Annotated in this window: 14 protein-coding genes; 3 read left to right on the forward strand and 11 right to left on the reverse strand. The window is 63.5% G+C overall.

What is annotated here, in order from left to right; translation table 11 throughout:
* Positions 1 to 66: 66 nt before the first annotated feature.
* The 6 genes from A4R29_RS17245 to A4R29_RS17270 form a co-directional block, all read right to left on the reverse strand.
* The gene (locus A4R29_RS17245; RefSeq protein WP_027160580.1) at positions 67 to 3,228 is read right to left on the reverse strand and encodes an efflux RND transporter permease subunit; all 3,162 of its coding nucleotides are present in this window, start codon (positions 3,226 to 3,228) and stop codon (positions 67 to 69) included.
* Entirely contained in the window at positions 3,225 to 4,499 is a 1,275-nt protein-coding gene (locus A4R29_RS17250) for an efflux RND transporter periplasmic adaptor subunit (protein WP_063172439.1), read from the reverse strand. Before A4R29_RS17250 ends, A4R29_RS17245 begins: the two co-directional genes overlap by 4 nt.
* A 247-nt stretch (positions 4,500 to 4,746) precedes the next feature.
* Positions 4,747 to 5,343 (reverse strand): LysE family translocator, encoded by a 597-nt coding sequence (locus A4R29_RS17255; protein ID WP_024501399.1) that lies wholly within the window; start codon positions 5,341 to 5,343, stop codon positions 4,747 to 4,749.
* A 130-nt stretch (positions 5,344 to 5,473) separates the two neighbouring features.
* On the reverse strand, positions 5,474 to 6,046 hold the full coding sequence (gene ilvN, locus A4R29_RS17260; RefSeq protein WP_013531048.1) for an acetolactate synthase small subunit: 573 nt from the start codon (positions 6,044 to 6,046) through the stop codon (positions 5,474 to 5,476).
* Between the two features lie 85 nt (positions 6,047 to 6,131).
* Positions 6,132 to 7,913, reverse strand: a complete 1,782-nt coding sequence (locus A4R29_RS17265; RefSeq protein WP_082827432.1) for an acetolactate synthase 3 large subunit — start codon at positions 7,911 to 7,913, stop codon at positions 6,132 to 6,134.
* A 257-nt stretch (positions 7,914 to 8,170) separates the two neighbouring features.
* On the reverse strand, positions 8,171 to 9,325 hold the full coding sequence (locus A4R29_RS17270) for a DUF6600 domain-containing protein (RefSeq protein WP_063172440.1): 1,155 nt from the start codon (positions 9,323 to 9,325) through the stop codon (positions 8,171 to 8,173).
* Positions 9,326 to 9,745: 420 nt separating this feature from the next.
* Between A4R29_RS17270 and A4R29_RS17275 the strand changes: the two genes are divergently transcribed.
* Complete coding sequence (locus A4R29_RS17275) at positions 9,746 to 11,548, forward strand: NAD(P)/FAD-dependent oxidoreductase (protein ID WP_063172441.1); 1,803 nt, start codon at positions 9,746 to 9,748, stop codon at positions 11,546 to 11,548.
* 71 nt (positions 11,549 to 11,619) lie between these two features.
* Here the strand turns inward: A4R29_RS17275 and tmpB are convergent, their stop codons facing one another.
* On the reverse strand, positions 11,620 to 12,210 hold the full coding sequence (tmpB, locus tag A4R29_RS17280; RefSeq protein WP_063172442.1) for a (R)-1-hydroxy-2-trimethylaminoethylphosphonate oxygenase: 591 nt from the start codon (positions 12,208 to 12,210) through the stop codon (positions 11,620 to 11,622).
* Positions 12,207 to 13,358 carry a 2-trimethylaminoethylphosphonate dioxygenase gene (tmpA, locus tag A4R29_RS17285; RefSeq protein WP_063172443.1) on the reverse strand — a complete coding sequence of 384 codons (1,152 nt, stop codon included), beginning with the start codon at positions 13,356 to 13,358 and terminating at the stop codon, positions 12,207 to 12,209. Before tmpA ends, tmpB begins: the two co-directional genes overlap by 4 nt.
* A 121-nt stretch (positions 13,359 to 13,479) precedes the next feature.
* Here tmpA and A4R29_RS17290 point away from each other — a divergent pair, with 121 nt between their 5' ends.
* The gene (locus A4R29_RS17290; protein ID WP_063172444.1) at positions 13,480 to 14,355 is read left to right on the forward strand and encodes a LysR family transcriptional regulator; all 876 of its coding nucleotides are present in this window, start codon (positions 13,480 to 13,482) and stop codon (positions 14,353 to 14,355) included.
* A 4-nt stretch (positions 14,356 to 14,359) separates the two neighbouring features.
* Here A4R29_RS17290 and A4R29_RS17295 read toward each other — a convergent pair whose 3' ends face one another.
* The 3 genes from A4R29_RS17295 to A4R29_RS17305 are packed head-to-tail and all read right to left on the reverse strand — an operon-like array spanning position 14,360 to position 15,808.
* Positions 14,360 to 14,887 carry a GNAT family N-acetyltransferase gene (locus A4R29_RS17295; RefSeq protein ID WP_063172445.1) on the reverse strand — a complete coding sequence of 176 codons (528 nt, stop codon included), beginning with the start codon at positions 14,885 to 14,887 and terminating at the stop codon, positions 14,360 to 14,362.
* A gap of 44 nt (positions 14,888 to 14,931) precedes the next feature.
* Positions 14,932 to 15,240, reverse strand: coding sequence for a hypothetical protein (locus A4R29_RS17300; RefSeq protein WP_013531040.1), 309 nt, complete (start codon positions 15,238 to 15,240; stop codon positions 14,932 to 14,934).
* A 4-nt stretch (positions 15,241 to 15,244) separates the two neighbouring features.
* A complete protein-coding gene (locus tag A4R29_RS17305) occupies positions 15,245 to 15,808 on the reverse strand; it encodes an XRE family transcriptional regulator (RefSeq protein WP_063172446.1) in 564 nt (187 codons plus the stop codon).
* A 154-nt stretch (positions 15,809 to 15,962) separates the two neighbouring features.
* Between A4R29_RS17305 and A4R29_RS17310 the strand changes: the two genes are divergently transcribed.
* Positions 15,963 to 17,792: an ATP-binding protein gene (locus A4R29_RS17310; RefSeq protein ID WP_024501408.1), complete on the forward strand. Its 1,830-nt coding sequence runs from the start codon at positions 15,963 to 15,965 to the stop codon at positions 17,790 to 17,792.
* The last annotated feature ends 208 nt before the right edge of the window (positions 17,793 to 18,000 follow it).

An 18,000-nucleotide genomic window follows, 5' to 3' on the forward strand; every position in this document is an offset into this window, starting at 1 on the left:
TTTGCAGTGATGCCGCCGCAAGCGCGACGGCTTGGGCCAACGGAACCATGGCGCCAGCTCTACCCCCTATTCGGCGGCCGCCCGCTGCGGCTCGGGCAGCATGTCTTCCCTGGGCTTGAACAGCGAGGGCTGATCCCCCGCTTCGACCGAGCCCGGCTCGCCCTTGCGCTTCGACCAAAGCCCGACCAGCCAGCCCGAGAAATTCTCCATGTAGACATAGATGACCGGCGTCACGAACAGGGTCAGTGCCTGCGAGGCAAGCAGGCCGCCGACAACGGCAACGCCCAGCGGTTGGCGCAGTTCGGCGCTGGCGCCGGTGCCGAGTGCAATCGGGAACGTGCCCATGAGTGCCGCCAGCGTCGTCATCATGATCGGCCTGAAGCGCATCAGGCAGGCCTTGTGGATCGACTCGGTCGCCGACATGCCTTCTCGTCGCAACTCAAGCGCGACATCGACCATCATGATGCCGTTCTTCTTGACGATGCCGATCAGCATCAGGATGCCGATCACCGCGATGACCGACAGATCCATGCCGGCGAAGCGCAGCGCAACGACCGCTCCCAGCACGGCCGACGGCAGGCCGGTGAGGATGGTCAGCGGGTGGATGAAGCTTTCGTAGAGGATGCCGAGCACGATGTAGATGGTCAGGATTGCGCCGCCGACCAGAAAACCCTGGTTGGCCAGCGAATCCTGGAAGGTCTTGGCCGTGCCGGCAAAGGTCGTCGAGATCACCGTCGGCATGCCGATCTGCTCTTTCAGCGCATTGATGCGCGTCACGCTGTCGCCCAGCGCCACGCCCTGCGGCAGATTGTAGGAGATGGTCACGGCTGGAAGCTGGCCGAGCTGGTTGACGGTCAGGGCGCCGGCCGTGCGATCGACGCGGGCGAAGGCGCCGAGCGGAACAAGACTGCCGCTCGCCGTCCTCATCTGGATGGCCAGCATCCGCTCGGGCGACCACTCGATCTTGGGATCGAGCTCGGTGATGACTTCATAGCTGTCGGCCGAACCGAAGATGGTCGAAACCTGGTCGGTGCCGAACCCGCCATAGAGGGCGGAGCGCAACGTGTCGGTATCGATACCGAGTTGGGCGGCCTTGTCGCGATCCACCACCAGCGTCGCCTGCAGCGCATTGTTCTGCAGGTCGCTGGTGACGTCGGTGAAGTTCGCATGGTCGGCCGCCATCGCGTCGTTCAGTTTCTGCGCCCAAATATCGGTGAGGCCGGTATCAAGGCCCTGAACCACGAGCTGGTAGGCGCTTGCCGACGACCGCGAGCCCAGCCTCAAATTCTGCACCGGCTGCATGTAGGTCTCGATGCCCGCCACGCCGGCCAGTTGCTTGCGCAGATCCGCAAGCACCTTCTCGATATCGGGGCGCTGGTCCTTGCCCTTGAGCTGGACGAAGAGCTGCCCCTGGTTGAGCGCGTTGTTGCCGCTGCCCGCCGACCACGCCACATGGTCGACATAGGGCGAATGCGAGAAGACGCTGGCGACCTGCCCTTGCAGCCTGGACATGGCGTCGAACGAGATGTCCTGGCGGGCGATGGTGGTCACCGATATCTGGCCGATATCCTCTTGCGGGAAGAAGCCCTTCGGCGAGATCTGGATCAGCCACACCGACGCTGCCGCGGTGCCGACGAAGACGAGGAACACCAGGAAGGTGTGCCGCAGGCAGAAGCTCAAGACCCTGTCGTAGCCGCGCGTGACGAGGTCCTGCTTGTGACCGGGGCCATGCTTGTCGCGGTCGGCTTTGGTCACCGACAGCAGCCGCGAGCACAGCATCGGCGTCAGCGTCAGCGACACGAACATCGACGCCAGGATGGCGACCGTCACCACCACGGCGAACTCGTTGAAGATGCGCCCGATAACGCCGCCCATCAGCAGCACGGGGATGAAAACCGCCACCAGCGAGATCGAGATCGAGATGATGGTGAAGCCGATTTCGCGCGCGCCCTTCAGCGAGGCGTCGAAGGCCGACAGCCCGTCCTCCTCCATGTGGCGGAAGATGTTTTCAAGCATCACGATGGCGTCGTCGACGACGAGGCCGACCGCCAGCGTCAGGCCCATCAGCGAGATGTTGTCGATGGAAAAGCCGAACAGGAACATCGCGCCGAGCGTGGCGATCAGCGAGATCGGCACCGCCACGGCCGGGATGATTGTCGCCGTCACCCGGCGCAGGAACACGAAGATCACCATGATGACCAGGGCAATGGTGAGCAGCAGCGTGAACTGCACGTCGCTGACCGCCTGCCGGATCGAACTGGAGCGGTCGTTAAGCAACTTGATGTCGGCGGCGGCCGGCATCTGGTCCTTGAAGGACGGCAGCATCGCCTTGACCTTGTCGACGACGTCGACAGTGTTGGCGTCGGGCTGGCGCTGCACGGCCATGATGATCGCGCGCGTACCGTCGTACCAACTTGCGGTCGTGGTCGTCTGCACCGAATCGACCACGCGGGTCACCTCGCCCAGCCGTACCGGGTGACCGTTCTTGGTGGCGATGATGATGTTGGAGAAACCGGCGGCGTCGGTCAGCTGCGTGTTGGCGGTGATGGTGAGCTGCTGCTTGTCGTTCTGGAGCACGCCGAGCGGCGTGTTGCTGTTGGCCGAGGCAACCGCCGCCTGCAGCTGATCGATCGAGATGCCGCGTGCGGCAAGCGCGGTCGGGTCGATCTGGATGCGCACCGCGTATTTCTGCTGGCCGAAGATCGAGACCTGCGCCACGCCGTCAATGGTCGACAGCGACGGCGAGATGACGTTTTCCGCGAACGCATCGAGGTCGGTCAGCGGAACCGTGTCGCTGACCAGCGACATCAAAAGGATCGGCGCGTCGGCCGGATTGACCTTGCGATAGCTCGGCGGCGCCGTCATCTGCGGCGGCAATGATTTCTGCGTGCGCGCGATCGCCGCCTGCACGTCGGCCGCCGCCGCGTCGATGTCGCGGTTGAGCACGAACTGGATGGCGATCGAGGTCTGGCCAAGCGAGTTGGTGGTCGAGATCGAATCGATGCCGGCGATGGTGGCGAACTGCTTGATCAGCGGCGTCGCCACCGATGTCGCCATGGTTTCCGGCGAGGCGCCGGGCAGCGAGGCCGAGACGTTGACCACCGGGAATTCGGCGCTGGGCAGTGCGGCCACCGGCAGGAACTTGTAGGCGAACAGCCCGCCCAGCACGAGGGCGAACGACATCAGAAGGGTGGCGACGGGCCGGCGTATGCAGAATTCGGAAATCATTGGGCGGCCTCGCCGGCGCTGGTCGCCTCGGCCACCTTGGGCGCAGCGGCACCCGCTGTGGTCTTGCCTTCATGCACCGCGGCGCCGTCCTTCAGCCGTGTCTGGCCCTCGGTGACAACCTTCTCACCGCTTTTCAGCCCCTGGCTGATGGCGCTGTTGTCGCCTTCGGTCAGCGCCACCTGCACCGGCCGCATCTCGACGGTGTTGTCCGGCTTGACCACATAGACGAACGGGCCCTTCTGGCTTGGCTGCACGGCGACGGTAGGAACCGATGTCATCTGCGGCATGATGCCGGCGTCGAGCACGACATTCACATACTGGCCCGGCCATAGCGAAAGGTCGGCATTGGGAATACTTGCCCGCGTCGCGATGGTGCCCGACGCAGTGTCGACGCTGGAGTCGACGAAATCGAGCGTGCCCTTGCCGATCGGCGTCGCGTCACCATCTTTGGTCAGTGTCACCGCGCCCTGCTGCGGATTGGCAAGCGCCTTGTGCAGCAGGGCGAGATTGGTTTCCGGCAGATTGAAGTTGACCTGCAGCGGGTCCATCTGGGTGATGGTCACCAGCGGGGTCGCCGTGCTGCTGTTGCCATTGCTGACGGTGACGAGATCGCCGACGGCGACGCTGACCGCACCCAGCCTGCCGGAAATCGGCGCCGTGATCGTGGCGAAGCCAAGCTGGACATTGTCGGCGTCGATTGTCGCCTTGTCGGCGTCAACGGTCGCAGCGGCAGCCTTCTGCGCGGCGACGGCCTGGTCGTAGGTCTGCTGCGTGCCGGCCTGCTTGGCAACCAGATCCTTGGCGCGCTGGAGATCGGAATTCGAACTGGCAAGCAGCGCCTGATCCTTGGCGAGCGCCGCTTGATCCTTTGCCAGCTGCGCCTTCAGCGCCCGGTCATCGAGCGAGAACAGAACGTCGCCGACCCTGACCATCTGCCCATCCTTGACGTCGATCGAGACGATCTGGCTGGACACCCGCGCGTTGATGTTGACGACGGCGGGAGACGAGACGAAGCCGATCGCATAACGCCGGATCGGGAAATCGGCTGTCGAGGCGACGGCCGAGAGGATGGAAGCCGAGCGGGCGGCACCGCCGCCACCTGCAGCCTTGTCGCCCGCTGCCGGCTTGCCGGTTGCCGATTTGTCCGCGGCAGCGACCTGCTTTGCGCCGATGAGCTGCTGAGCCTTGCTCAGCGCGTCCGGAGACACATAGAGCCAGGCCGCGCCCGCACAGGCGACGGCAAGCAACGAAAGAACGACTTTTCCACGCATGGTCAAAGGCCCTCTCCACCCGACACGTCGTGGTCCGATGGTTCTACTCTAGCGCAAATCACGGCCCGTTGCCGCGATTTCGCCGAATAGATAGGACGCGCCTTTGTCGGAAAAGGGCCAAAACACGGCATTACGAAGATTTAATGTGCACTGCACAATGGATGTGCAACACGGGCTGAATCCCCATCCGACGGCTTGCGAGCCATCGCTTTCCGGCCTGAGACGACCAGAATGTGCGCGTCTCGACCTATTTGAGCATCGGCCAAAGCGTCGCCGCCAGCAGCACGCCCATGGCGATGTTGAACCATTTCAGCCGTACCGGGTCCGACAGGAAACCGCGCAGCGCGGTGCCGAACCCAGCCCACACCGAGACGCTCGGCAAATTGACGATGGTGAAGGCCACAGCGATCAACACCACCGACAGGAACGGGTGCTCGGCATTGGCATAGACGGCCATGGCGGTGATCGCCATCACCCACGCCTTGGGATTGACCCACTGGAATGCAGCCGCCTCGATGAAGCGCATCGGCCGCGCCTTCGTCTCGCCCTTGCCGGTCAGCGTGCGCGACATGGCGATCTTCCAGGCGAGGTACAAAAGATAGGCGCCGCCGGCGATCTTGAGCGCGGTATGCAGCGCCGGAAACGCCGTCAACACAGCGCCAAGGCCAAGACCGACGGCAAGCAGCAGCACGAGGAAACCCATGCTGATGCCAAGCATGTGCGGAACGGTTCTGACGATGCCGAAATTCACGCCCGATGCCAGAAGCATGAGATTGTTCGGCCCCGGCGTGATCGAGGTCACCAAGGCGTAGACAAGCAGGGCAAGGAAAGCGTCAAGCGACATGGATATCCTCCCCGACAACAGGATCGTTGTCTCTTCTCGGCAACCCGCAAAGGCCCACGGACGGCCCACAGCGGGGCCAGAAGCCTCACTGTGGAAGCTGGTTGGCGCGACCGGCGCCAGCACCGAAGGACTACATCGCCTGCGGGCCGCGGTTCAACGCCGCCACGCCGGTGCGGCAGATTTCGACCAGGCCGAGCGGCTTCATGATGGCGATGAACTGATCGATCTTGGAGCCCTTGCCGGTGATCTCGAAGATGAAATGCTCGGTGTTGGCGTCGATGACGCTGGCGCGGAACGCATCGGCCAGCCGCAGCGCCTCGACCCGGGCCTCGCCGATGCCGGCGACCTTGACCAGCGCCAGTTCGCGTTCCAGCGGCCGCTCCTGGCCGGATTCATGCGAACGCACGGTCAGGTCGACGACGCGGTGCACCGGCACGATGCGCTCCAGCTGGTGCTTGATCTGCTCCAGCACATGCGGCGTGCCGCGCGTCACGATGGTGATGCGCGACAGGTGTTTTTCATGCTCGGTCTCGGAGACGGTCAGGCTCTCGATGTTGTAGCCGCGCCCGGAAAATAGGCCGATGACCCGGGCAAGCACGCCCGGCTCATTGTCGACCAGCACGGAAAGCGTGTGGTTTTCCGGCTTTTCCGTTTCCTTGGCGATAAAATAGGCCGAACCGGTCGGTTGTAGCTGTGCGTTCATGACATGAATCTCGATTTCAAGCTCTTGAGCCAATTCTTTGTTTGCGCAGGGCTTTCTCGCGACAGCCCTGCCTTGGTTCTGCCGGCTACACCAGTTCCCTGCCCTTGGCGTCGATGGCATTGGCCACCGCCTCGTCGGTCGCCTCGTCGGGCAACAGCATCTCGTTATGCGCCTTGCCCGACGGGATCATCGGGAAGCAGTTGGCGAGCGTCGCCACGCGGCAATCGAACAGCACCGGCTTCCTGACCGAGATCATCTCCTTGATCGCGTCGTCCAGCTCGTCCGGCTTTTCGCAGCGAATGCCGTGGCCGCCATAGGCCTCGGCCAGCTTGACGAAGTCCGGCATCGCCTCGGTATAGGAATGCGACAGCCGGTTGCCGTGCAGCAACTGCTGCCACTGCCGCACCATGCCCATATACTGGTTGTTGAGGATGAAGATCTTGATCGGCGCATTGTGCTGCACCGCCGCGCTCATCTCCTGCATCGTCATCTGCACCGAGGCGTCGCCGGCAATGTCGATGACCAAAGCGTCGGGATGCGCGATCTGCACGCCGAGTGCTGCCGGCAGGCCATAACCCATCGTGCCCAGCCCGCCCGACGTCATCCAGCGGTTCGGCTTCTCGAAACGATAGTGCTGCGCCGCCCACATCTGGTGCTGGCCGACCTCGGTGGTGATGTAGGTGTCCATGCCCTTGGTCAGTTCGTAGAGCCGCTCGATGGCGTATTGCGGCATGATCACGTCGTTGTTCATCTTGTAGGCGAGCGAGTCGCGCGCACGCCATTTGGCGATCTGCTCCCACCAGGGGTAGAGCGCCTTCTTGTCGGCCTTGGCGCTCGCCCGCCACAGCCGCACCATATCCTCCAGCACCCGGCCGACATCGCCGATGATCGGCACCTCGGTGTGGACGTTCTTGTTGATCGACGACGGATCGATGTCGATGTGGATCTTCTTCGAGTTCGGCGAGAAGGCGGTCAGCCGACCGGTGATGCGGTCGTCGAAGCGCGCGCCGATGCAGATCATCACGTCGCAATCATGCATGGCCATGTTGGCTTCATAGGTGCCGTGCATGCCGAGCATGCCCACCCAGTTCTTGCCCGATGCCGGATAGGCGCCGAGGCCCATCAGCGTCGAGGTGATCGGGAACCCGGTGAGATCGACCAGTTCGCGCAACAGATGGCTCGCTTCCGGGCCGGAGTTGATGACGCCGCCGCCGCTGTAGATGATCGGCTTCTTGGCGCCCGCCATCAACTCGACCGCCGCCTTGATCTTCTCCAGGTCGCCCTGGACCTTTGGCTGGTAGCTGGTGCGTGGCGCGATCTGCGGCGGGACATAGAATCCCTTGGCGAACTGCACATCCTTCGGGATGTCGACGACGACCGGACCGGGACGGCCGGTGGTCGCGACATGAAAGGCCTCGTGGATGGTCGCGGCGAGCTCGTTGACGTCCTTCACCAGCCAGTTGTGCTTGGTGCAGGGGCGCGTGATGCCGACCGTATCGCATTCCTGAAAAGCGTCCGAGCCGATCAGCGAGGTCGGCACCTGCCCGGTCAGGCAGACCAGCGGGATCGAATCCATCAACGCGTCCTGCAGCGGCGTCACCGCATTGGTGGCGCCCGGGCCGGAGGTCACCAGCATCACGCCGGCCTTACCGGTCGAACGCGCATAGCCTTCCGCCGCATGGCCGGCGCCCTGCTCATGGCGCACCAGTATGTGCTCGACCTCGTCTTGCTGAAAAATCTCGTCATAGATCGGAAGGACAGCGCCGCCGGGATAGCCGAAGACATGCTTGACGCCATTGTCCTTCAGCGCCTGCACCACCATTTCGGCGCCCGTCATCTCGCGCCGCTCGTTCTGTCCGTTGCTCATCGGTCTGGTCCCGTACTGTCGCCATTAGGCGTTTGCTGGTCGTTTAGTCGTGTTTCAGGCAATAAAAAAGGCCCCCGAGGGAGCCTGTGTCTTGCGCATGGGGGGTTTTCGCCCGGCGGTTACACCGCCTTGCCCACGCGCTTTCCTACGAGAATGAGTGCTGTTTTCATGGTGGCGGACACTAAGGGCGGGCAAGGCGACCTGTCAACGGGAAAAATCGCGCCGGCGCGCACAGCGTGCCGGCGCGATTGAGGCGATCAGCCCGGCTCCTTGCAGCGGGAAACGCGCGGATCGCATCTGGACACCTTCCTCGCCTGCATCTTCGCTGGCGAATGGTGAGGTCCCACCCTTGCCGGGCCATGGTGCTGGGGCATGTGCATTGCCATCGCCTGCTGATGCGGCTTTTGTTGCCCGGCACCGCGTACAGGACGCTGCCCCGAGACCGGCTTGGCCGACCCCGGTTTGGCCGACGATTTGACAACGATACGTCCATCGCCCGCGGTCCTGTCGGCATGCAGCTTGAGCGCATCGGCCTTCGCGCCGTTGCCGGCGGCCATCCGCTTGCGCACAGTGTTGCCAGGCTTCACGACGGCTGGATTGCTGGCAGCCACCGCGCCCGGGGAAATGGCCTTGCCGCCGATCGCAGTCTTGGGGCCCGCCACGATTTGCCCGTTCCCCATTGCATTGCCGGCAAGCCTCTTGATTTCGGCGCCCCTGGAAGCATCGAGACGTGCACTGGCAAACACGCCTTTGGGCGGAGGAACCAGTTTTGCCGCCTTGATCGATTCCATGACGGGCTTCGGGAGTTGCTGCAGCCGGGGTCCGGCATTGATCGCAACCACCTGGTTGCCAAGCCGCACGCGTGGCGCATTGTTGACCGCGACCGTCTGGTTGATGAATGTCGTGTTGCGCACGATGACGACGTTCTCCTGAACCGGCCGCACCACCCTGACCAGATCCACCGCGCCGATCGCCGCCACCGGCACGAAACACCACCAGGCGTCGTCGAAGGCGGCACCGACGTCGGGCGGCGCCGGAGCCCAGCCGACATCATTGCCGCCCTGACGCCAGACCACCCAGGCTGGCGCCCATTGATCGCCGGCGATCCACACCCAGCCGAAATCGGGATCATACGCCCAGCGGCCATAGTGATAGACGACATCGCCGAATGGCTCGGTGGACTGCCAGTACCAGCCATTGTCAGTCCAGACCCACCTGCCTTCGGTGTAGGGCCGCCATTGGGTATGCACCGAGGGAACCCAGACATCGCCGAAGCGGCTGGAGGTTCGCCATCCGCCATAGTTCGAAAGCCTTTCGCGGACGGTGACGGAAATTTCCGCCGCATGCGCCTGTGTTCCGGGCAGCACCAGCGGGCCGGTCACCGTCGCACTCAAGGCCATGACCGCGGCCATTGCTGCAGCACGTCCACGCCGGCCGAGAGAGTGGCGTGAAGACGCTTGGAAAAAGGATATGATAATCATAACGGGCTCCAGAGTTCCGCATCCAGAAAATCCCAGGAACCGCCCTGCTGCCCGCCACCGCTTCCCGGCTTCTCACCGATCGGTTGTCATCGGCCCCGGTGACCGCATTGCGGCATTTGACCATCAACTTTGCGCGACCGGCGCGGCATTCACAAATGGGACGGTCGTTTCCGGCGCCCGGGCAATTGCGAAACCGCCGGGTGATCCCATTTTGCGAATAAACCATTGAAACCGCTGGAAACTATGGTGGGGCGTGACGAGGGCCGCCATCTCTGACGATACTTGATCGTCCGGCGGCAAGCCCGTCGGAGCCATCACCATGACGATCTGGATTTCACGGGAGGAAACCTGATGCTCGACAAGCCCTCTAGCAAGAAACTGTCTGACGTACTCGACCAATTCGGCGCCGCGCTTGCTGCCAATGACATCGAGAAGGCGGTCGATTGCTTTCAAGAAGATTGCTACTGGCGCGACCTCGTTACCTTCACCTGGAACATCAAGACCATGGAAGGCCGCGACCAGGTCCGCGACATGCTGAAAAGCCAGTTGTCGAACACCAGGCCATCGCACTTCGCCATCGCCAAGGGCGAGGACGCGACCGAGAGCGGCGAACTGATCGAGGGCTGGATCAGCTTCGAGACGGAGGCGGCACGCGGCTTCGGCCATATCAGGCTGAAGAACGGCAAGATCTGGACGCTGCTGACCACCATGGCCGAACTGAAAGGCCACGAGGAGCCGGCAGGCTTCGCGCGGCCGATGGGCGCCAGGCACGGCTCGGGCAAGAACCGTCCGACATGGAAGGAAGAGCGCGAGAGGGAAGCCGCCGAGCTCGGCTTCAAGACGCAGCCCTATACGGTGATCATCGGTGGCGGCCAGGGCGGTATCGCGCTCGGCGCGCGGCTGCGGCAGCTTGGCGTGCCGACCATCATCATCGAGAAGAACGAGCGTGCCGGCGACAGCTGGCGCAAGCGCTACAAGTCGCTCTGCCTGCATGACCCGGTCTGGTACGACCATCTGCCCTATATCGATTTCCCCAAGAACTGGCCGGTCTTCTCGCCCAAGGACAAGATCGGCGACTGGCTGGAAATGTACACCAAGGTAATGGAGCTGAATTACTGGTCCTCGACCGAGGCCAAAAGCGCCTCTTATGACGACAAGACGAAGGAATGGACCGTTGTCGTCCACCGTGACGGCAAGGACATCACGCTGAAGCCGAAGCAGCTGGTGCTGGCGACCGGACAGTCCGGCAAAGCCAATCTGCCGAAATTCAAGGGCATGGAGACCTTCGAGGGCGATCAGCACCACTCGTCGAAGCATCCGGGTCCCGACGCCTATGCCGGCAAAAAGGCCGTTGTCATCGGATCCAACAATTCCGCCCATGACATCGCTGCCGCACTTTGGGAAGCCGGCGCCGACGTGACCATGGTGCAGCGCTCGAGTACCCATATCTCCAGGTCCGACACGTTGATGGAAATCGGACTGGGTTCGCTCTATTCGGAGCAGGCGCTGCAGAATGGCATCACCACCGCCAAGGCCGATCTCATCTTCGCTTCGCTGCCCTACAAGATCCTGCACGAGTTCCAGATCCCGGCCTATGCCGAGATGAAGAAACGCGATGCGGCATTCTACAAGGGACTGGAAAAGGCCGGTTTCATGCTCGACTGGGGCGACGACGAGTCCGGCCTGTTCATGAAGTACCTCAGGCGCGGCTCTGGCTATTACATCGATGTTGGCGCATCGCAGTTGGTCATCGATGGTTCGATCAAGCTGAAGAGCGGCGTCGACGTCGAAGAGATCAAGCAGCACTCGGTTCTGCTCAGCGACGGGTCGGAACTGCCTGCGGACCTCATCGTCTACGCCACCGGCTACGGCTCGATGAACGGCTGGGCCGCCGATCTGATATCGCGCGAAACCGCCGACAAGGTCGGCAAATGCTGGGGCCTCGGCTCGAACACCACCAAGGATCCCGGCCCCTGGGAAGGCGAGTTGCGCAACATGTGGAAGCCTACACAGCAGGAAGCGCTGTGGTTTCACGGCGGCAACCTGCACCAGTCACGCCACTATTCACAATTCCTGGCGCTGCAGCTGAAGGCCAGGCAGGCCGGCTTGGCGACGCCGGTCTACGGGCTGCAGCAGGTGCATCACAAGGGGTAGGCGAGCGCGATTCCGGCGAAGCCGGAAGAAAGGAGGCAGGGCTTGCACCCTGCCTCCTTCCTTTGAGGGAATTACGCCGGCTTACCCGCCGCGAATTGCGTCACCACCCGCTGCAACAGCGGCACGTAATCGCGAAACGTCCGCGTCTTCATGTTGGCAATCTTGCCGCTCTCGTCCCAGATGCGGACCCGGACCGCTTCCTCATGGAACGGGTTCTTGCGGAACTCGGCCACCTCCTCGGCATTCATCGGCCCGCCCTGCAGCGACAGCGTATGCACCGAGGCCGGCGAAAGCCTGCCGAAATAAGTCGGATCGGTGGCGCAGAGATAGCGCTTGGCGGCGACATGCAGCCTGACGCATTCGACGATGACAGGTGGAAAGAACGGCGCCAGCACTTCGCCGCCGGCTTCGTCATGATGCTTGTCCTCGACATCCTCGGGCGAATAGGTGCCGAACTCGCTGGTGTAATGGCCAATGTCGTGCAGCAGCGCCGCCGCCACCAGCTCGTCCGGCGCGCCGTCCTTTTCGGCGAACCAGGCGCCCTGCAGCATGTGCTCCGACATGGTGACGGGTTCGCCGAGGTAGGATTCCGCACCCCGGCGCTCGAAGATGTCGGCAATGAATTCGACAATATTGTCCGCGTTCAAATCCTGGCTGCTCATTCCGCCGCCTCCTTGAACCCGTGTTCTATCGACGCGAGCGTCGACAGCAGGCCATCCTTGTCGGCGTAACAGCCCTGCAGCCAGCGCTTGCCGGTTCCGGAAAACGCCTTGCGGGCGTGCATGACGCGCGTGTTGTCGACGATGAAAGCCTGCCCCGCTTCGAGCTTGAACGTCACTTCGAAGGATGGATCCTCGATCAGTTCGGCGAACCGGCGGTAGGCGGCGTAGTACGCCTCCATGTCGGCGAAGGGCACGTCGACCGTCGGCGCCAGCGAGCGGTTGTTGAAGCGGATGCAGATCAGCTCGCCATCGGGCCCGAGCTCGATCATCGGCCGCTTCGCCTGCAGCCGCACACCGGAAGAGCCGGCATATTCGAAGCGCGCCGGGTATGAGCTCAGCAGCCGGAAGCCTTCCGGGTTCTCGGCCTGCAGCGCAGCCGCGACGGCAAACCCGTCGATGACGCTGGATTCGCCGCCCTCAACCGTATTCTCGATGCAGGACAGGATCTGCAGCGTCGGCACGGGGTCGCGATAGGGATTGTCGGTATGCGCCTGGAGCCCGAGATTGGTGTAGGCGAGATTGCTCGGATTGACCTCGGCGCGCACTTCGAACCAGCGGCCGTAATTGGTCTCCCTGATATAGCCGAACAGATCGGACACCTTGCACAGCGCTCCGGATTCGGCCGGCAGATCGTCCATCACCGCAAAGCCATAGGTTTTCACCGCCGACAGCCATTGCCCCAGCACAGCGCGATCGCGGCTGGCCGCAGCATAGCCGGCGCGCGGCACCGAATTCTGCATCGAGGCCTTGGTCCATCGCACGGTGGCCTCGTCTGTCCAGCCGGGCTGGCGGGCCGCGTCACGATCATAGGCATTGGCGCTCAGCCATGCCGCCGGGAAACTCACTGTTTTCTGCTCCGGCACGAAGCTGACTTCCAGGGCACCGCCCTTGACCGATGCCGCGCCGATCCTGGTGTCGGCGGGAATGTCGAGGATGGTGATCAGCCGTTGGCCATTGCCGGCGCTGCGCGTCTTGTCGTCCAGCGCATTGTCGCGCAGCCACATGGCGTGAAAGCGGGTGCGCGACCCGTCCTTCCAGCCAAGTTCGATTGTTCTGCCTTCGTCGCCGATCAGCGCCTGGGTGAGCATGGAGATCCGTTCCTGTCCATTGCGTCCCCCGCAGCTGACCCGCAGGGTTTCGATTGCATGTTGATCGCGCGAGAGGCATAATTCAAATTATCCTTTTTTGGCCAATGACCACGATATACTAATGTCTCGAACCACACCCCTGCCGCCGCTCGACTGGCTGCGCAGTTTCGAGGCTGCGGCGCGGCTGTCGAATTTCACCGCTGCGGCAGCCGAGCTTGGCCTCACCCAGGCGGCCGTCAGCCAGCACATCCGGTTTCTCGAGGAGCGGCTGAAGACACGTTTGTTTTCGCGGCTGGCGCGCGGCGTCGCCCTGTCGCCGGAGGGGGCAGCCTACCTCCCCCACATCCAGTCGGCCTTCGCCACCATCGGCAACAGCACCGCGGAACTGTTCGAGCCGCGCGCCGTCCAGACCGTGACCATCCGGGCGCCGATTTCCTTTGCCTTGCTGATGCTGGTTCCGGCGCTGCCCGATCTCGCGAAGGCACTGCCGCGCATCCAGCTCGACCTGGTGACGATCCATCGCCCTACCGATTACGACCTGCCGGGCTCGGTGCTCGATATCCGTTTCGGCAACGGATCCTTCCCCGGCCGCGAAGCCGACAGGCTGACCGCCGAGCGGCTTCTGCCGGTGGCGGCTCCGGGTCTGGTCGGCGACGCAGACTGGACCTCCTTGCCGCTGCTTCTGGTTGCCGGCGCGCGCGAGATGTGGGCGGAATGGTTCGCTGCCGCCAGGCTGGCCGGCCATCCCAGGCGATCGCACCGCTTCGACAGCTTCGTTGCCGCCATGGAAGCGGCCAAGGCCGGCGCCGGCGTGCTTTTGGGCTCGCGGCCGCTGGTCGATGCGGCGCTCGACAGCAAGACGCTGGTCAGGCTTTCCGACTTCGAACTCTCCAGCACATCGGGCCATTTTCTGACCAAGGCGTCGACAGCGCGCCTAACCGGCGCCGAGCAGGATTTCCGCCAGTGGTTGCTGTCGCGCCTCTCCGCGCCGGCATGATTGGTTACGAGATTTGCCCGATTCGCTTCCAGTAGATCAGCGTGCCGGTCAGCCCGCCATGCGGCTTCAGGGCATAGTCCGGTATCTCACCGGCCAGCGTGAAGCCCAACCGCTCATAGAGGCCTGAGGCGCCCTCCTCGGTTGCCGTGTCCAGAACCAGCAGCGTGCGGCCCTTCTCCACCGCAAGGCTCTCGGCGGCCCGCATCAGGCGCGTTCCCACGCCCCTGCCCCGGTAGTCTGTGCGTGTCATCAGCTTGGCGATCTCGGCCCGGTGCGGCTGGTTGGGCGGACAGTCGAGCAGCAAGGTCACGGTGCCGACCAGGTTTTTGCCGTCCCAGGCGCCAAGCATCGCTCTTTCGCCCCTTGCCGCCGCGGCCAGCGATTTCTCCCAGAAACCCCTCGCCGCCTGCGGCGCCAACGGATGCATGAAGCTGACCGAACCGCCTGCCGCCACCGTTGCGACCAGCAATTCGGCCAGCCCGTCCTGCGTCTCGGCAGCCGGGGTCAGGGTTGCGATCTCGATCGAGTTCATGTGCGGGATATCCTGTGATTGCGATAGAAGCGGGCGCATTGCCGTCACTCCAGATGGCGCGCGCGGCGACGCTTTCGCGCCGCCTTGATGGCGCTGATGCGGTCGGCATCTTCGTGCCCGAGGTGCCGCCCGCGCTCGAGAATCTCGAGCGTGTACTCCTCGTAGGTCAGGCCAAGCCGCTCGGCTCTGTCCATGCGCAACAGCATGACCTCGTGGCTCGGCGCCTTCCACGCCTTGGCGTGCGCTGCCTGCCAGGCCAGGAAGATATAAGGATCGCCCGTGCCCCATGGCGGGCCCTTGTACTCATCGAGAGGCGGCCCCCCATTGTGGGAGCGCTTTGGTCTCTTTGCCATTGTGTCAGCCTCTGACCAGGGCGACCAGATAGTCGGCGCCGGGCTCCAGGGCATGGAAGGTGCAGTCCGACGGCGCCCCAAGCGCCAGGCAGTCGCCGGGCTCGAGCTTGTGCGCCATATCGCCTTCGATGAATTCGAGCCGCCCGGAAATCAGCCATATCTGTTGCTTGATGAAGGCGTATGAAGCAGCCGGAAAACTGACCCTGGCGCCCGCCGGCAGATGCACCTTGATCAGTTCCAGCGGCATATCGCCAGCCGGCGAAAGATGCCGCCTGACATAGCCGGTATCGGGATCGCGCCATACCGGCTGGTCGGCCTCGCGCAGCAGCCCGCCGCCCTGCAGCTCGGCGCGCGCGATCAAGGTCGACAGCGTCATGCCGAAGGCCGACGCGATGCGCACCAGAAGCGCCGCCGTCGGGCTGGTCTTGCCCCGCTCGATCGTGCTGAGCATCGCCTTCGAGACGCCGGAATGCTCCGCGAGATCTGCCAGGGACCAGTCACGCATGACCCTTTCGGCGTGTATCCTGCGGCCTATCGTCGAGGAAATTTCGTTCGCTATATCATCCATATGTCTATTATAGCGAAATATTGACGCCGGAGAAGAGCCGCCTTGCGACAATTTTCACAGGCCCCTTAATGCTCTCTACACCATCCGACCTCATCGGGCCTTAACCCCATTCGGGTAGGATCGACTCTCCAGGGAAATGGGGATTGGCCTGTCCATGTATGTCGAACGCGAAGCCTCCGTGGGGGAACCGACCTCGCAGGAGCGCCGCCAGACCGAGCAGAACGACAAGCGCATCCTCGGCAATGTCGTGCAATGCGACGGCGCTCGCGCCACCATCAGCGCCTATGCGGACGATGCCGACGGCGCGGTGACCGGCCTGTGGACAGTCGGGAAGATGATTTCCATCAATCTCGGATCGACGCGAACCGTCGGCCTTGTCTACGCGATCGGCAAGTCGGACCGCGCCTGGAGCAATGAGGGCCAGAACGCCATCGAGGTCAGCATCGAGCTGATCGGCGAAGTCCGTGACGGTGCGGAGCCCGGCGCCAGACCGGTCTTCGACCGCGGCATCACCACCTATCCGCATATCGGCGCCGTTGCGCATCGCATCCGCACCCGCGACCTGCAGGCGGTCTATGACCTTGCCGGGCGTCATTCGATCACGATCGGCACGCTCGCGCAGGACGAGACGATCGCCGCCAACATCGCTATCGACGATACGCTGGCGCGTCACTTCGCCATTGTCGGCACGACCGGCGTCGGCAAATCCACCGCCGTTTCGCTGCTGCTGCGCAAGTCGATCGCGGCACGGCCGGATCTGCGCATCCTGATCCTCGACCCGCACAACGAGTTCGCGGCATCGCTGCCCGAATACTGCGTCAGGGTCGATTCCAAAACCTTGGATCTTCCGTTCTGGATGTTCACGCTGGAGGAATTCGCCGAGGTGCTGTTCCGGGGCCGCGAGACCGAGCCGGAAGAAATCGATGCCTTGCGCGACCTGATCCCGGCCGCCAAGAATCTCTACCGCAACCCGAATTCGGGCTCCTATATCAGGCGCGGCAGCGATGCGCTGACCGCCGATACGCCAGTGCCTTACCGCATCGCCGACCTGCTGAAGCAGATCGATGAGCGCATGGGCATGCTCGAAAGCAAGACCGATCGCCCGACGCTCAAATCGCTGAAGACGCGCATCGAATCGGCGGCGGCCGATCCACGTTATCGCTTCATGTTCAACTCGCGCCTGATCGAGGACACCATCCACGAGACGATCGGCAACATCTTCCGCGTGCCGCATCATGGCCGTCCCGTGACCTGCTTCGAGATGGCCGGCATGCCGTCCGAAGTGGTCAATTCCGTCTGTTCGGTGCTGGCGCGCCTGGCCTTCGATCTCGCTCTGTGGAGCGAAGGCAAGCTGCAGCTTCTGTTTTTGTGCGAAGAGGCGCACCGCTATATGCCGGCCGACCCGCGTCTCGGATTCGCGCCGACTAGGCATGCGCTGTCGCGCATTGCCAAGGAAGGCCGCAAATATGGCTGCTATCTCGGCGTCGTCACCCAGCGCCCCGGCGAGCTCGACCCGACCATCCTGTCGCAATGCTCGACCTTCTTCGCCATGCGGCTTGCCAATGAGCAGGACCAGGCGATCATCCGCTCGGCGATTGCCGACTCTTCCGCCTCGACGCTTGCCTTCCTGTCCTCGATGGGCCAGCGCGAAGCCATCGCCTTCGGCGAAGGCGTGGCGACGACCATGCGGCTGAAGTTCGAAAAACTGCCGAGCCACCTGCTCCCCGGCACCGCCAAACGCGAAGAGGCCACGTCGAAGCCGGGCGACGATGTCGATCTGGTGGCGATCGTGGAACGATTGCGCAACGTACCGAAATCAACGCAGCAGGCGATGGCCTTCGCCGAGGTCGTGGATTCAGGCCGCCAGGCCGGCGACCCCGACTACCGCAAGCCACCCGCCGCACGCCCGCCATCGGACGACGATTTCGACATGCGCTACGGCCTCAAGCCCGCAACCTTCGGCCTGCGCCCGCAAAACGATTGAGCTTGCGACCCGGCTGTTCTGCCGGCCGATTGAGAAGCCGCGCTAAGCTCGCGCCCTGCCTGGACCGCTTGGGTAAATCCCGTCAGGGAATTCGTCAGGCCGAGTCGGGTGGTGCTGTTTTCGAGAACCGAAGCGGAGCGGACATTTGAGTCCGTGAGCATCGGAAGCACAGAAAACGGCGCCAGACGGCCAGCCTCACGAATTCAGG

Origin of the sequence: Mesorhizobium ciceri biovar biserrulae (assembly GCF_001618845.1) — a bacterium.
Classification (GTDB): Bacteria; Pseudomonadota; Alphaproteobacteria; order Rhizobiales; family Rhizobiaceae; genus Mesorhizobium; species Mesorhizobium ciceri.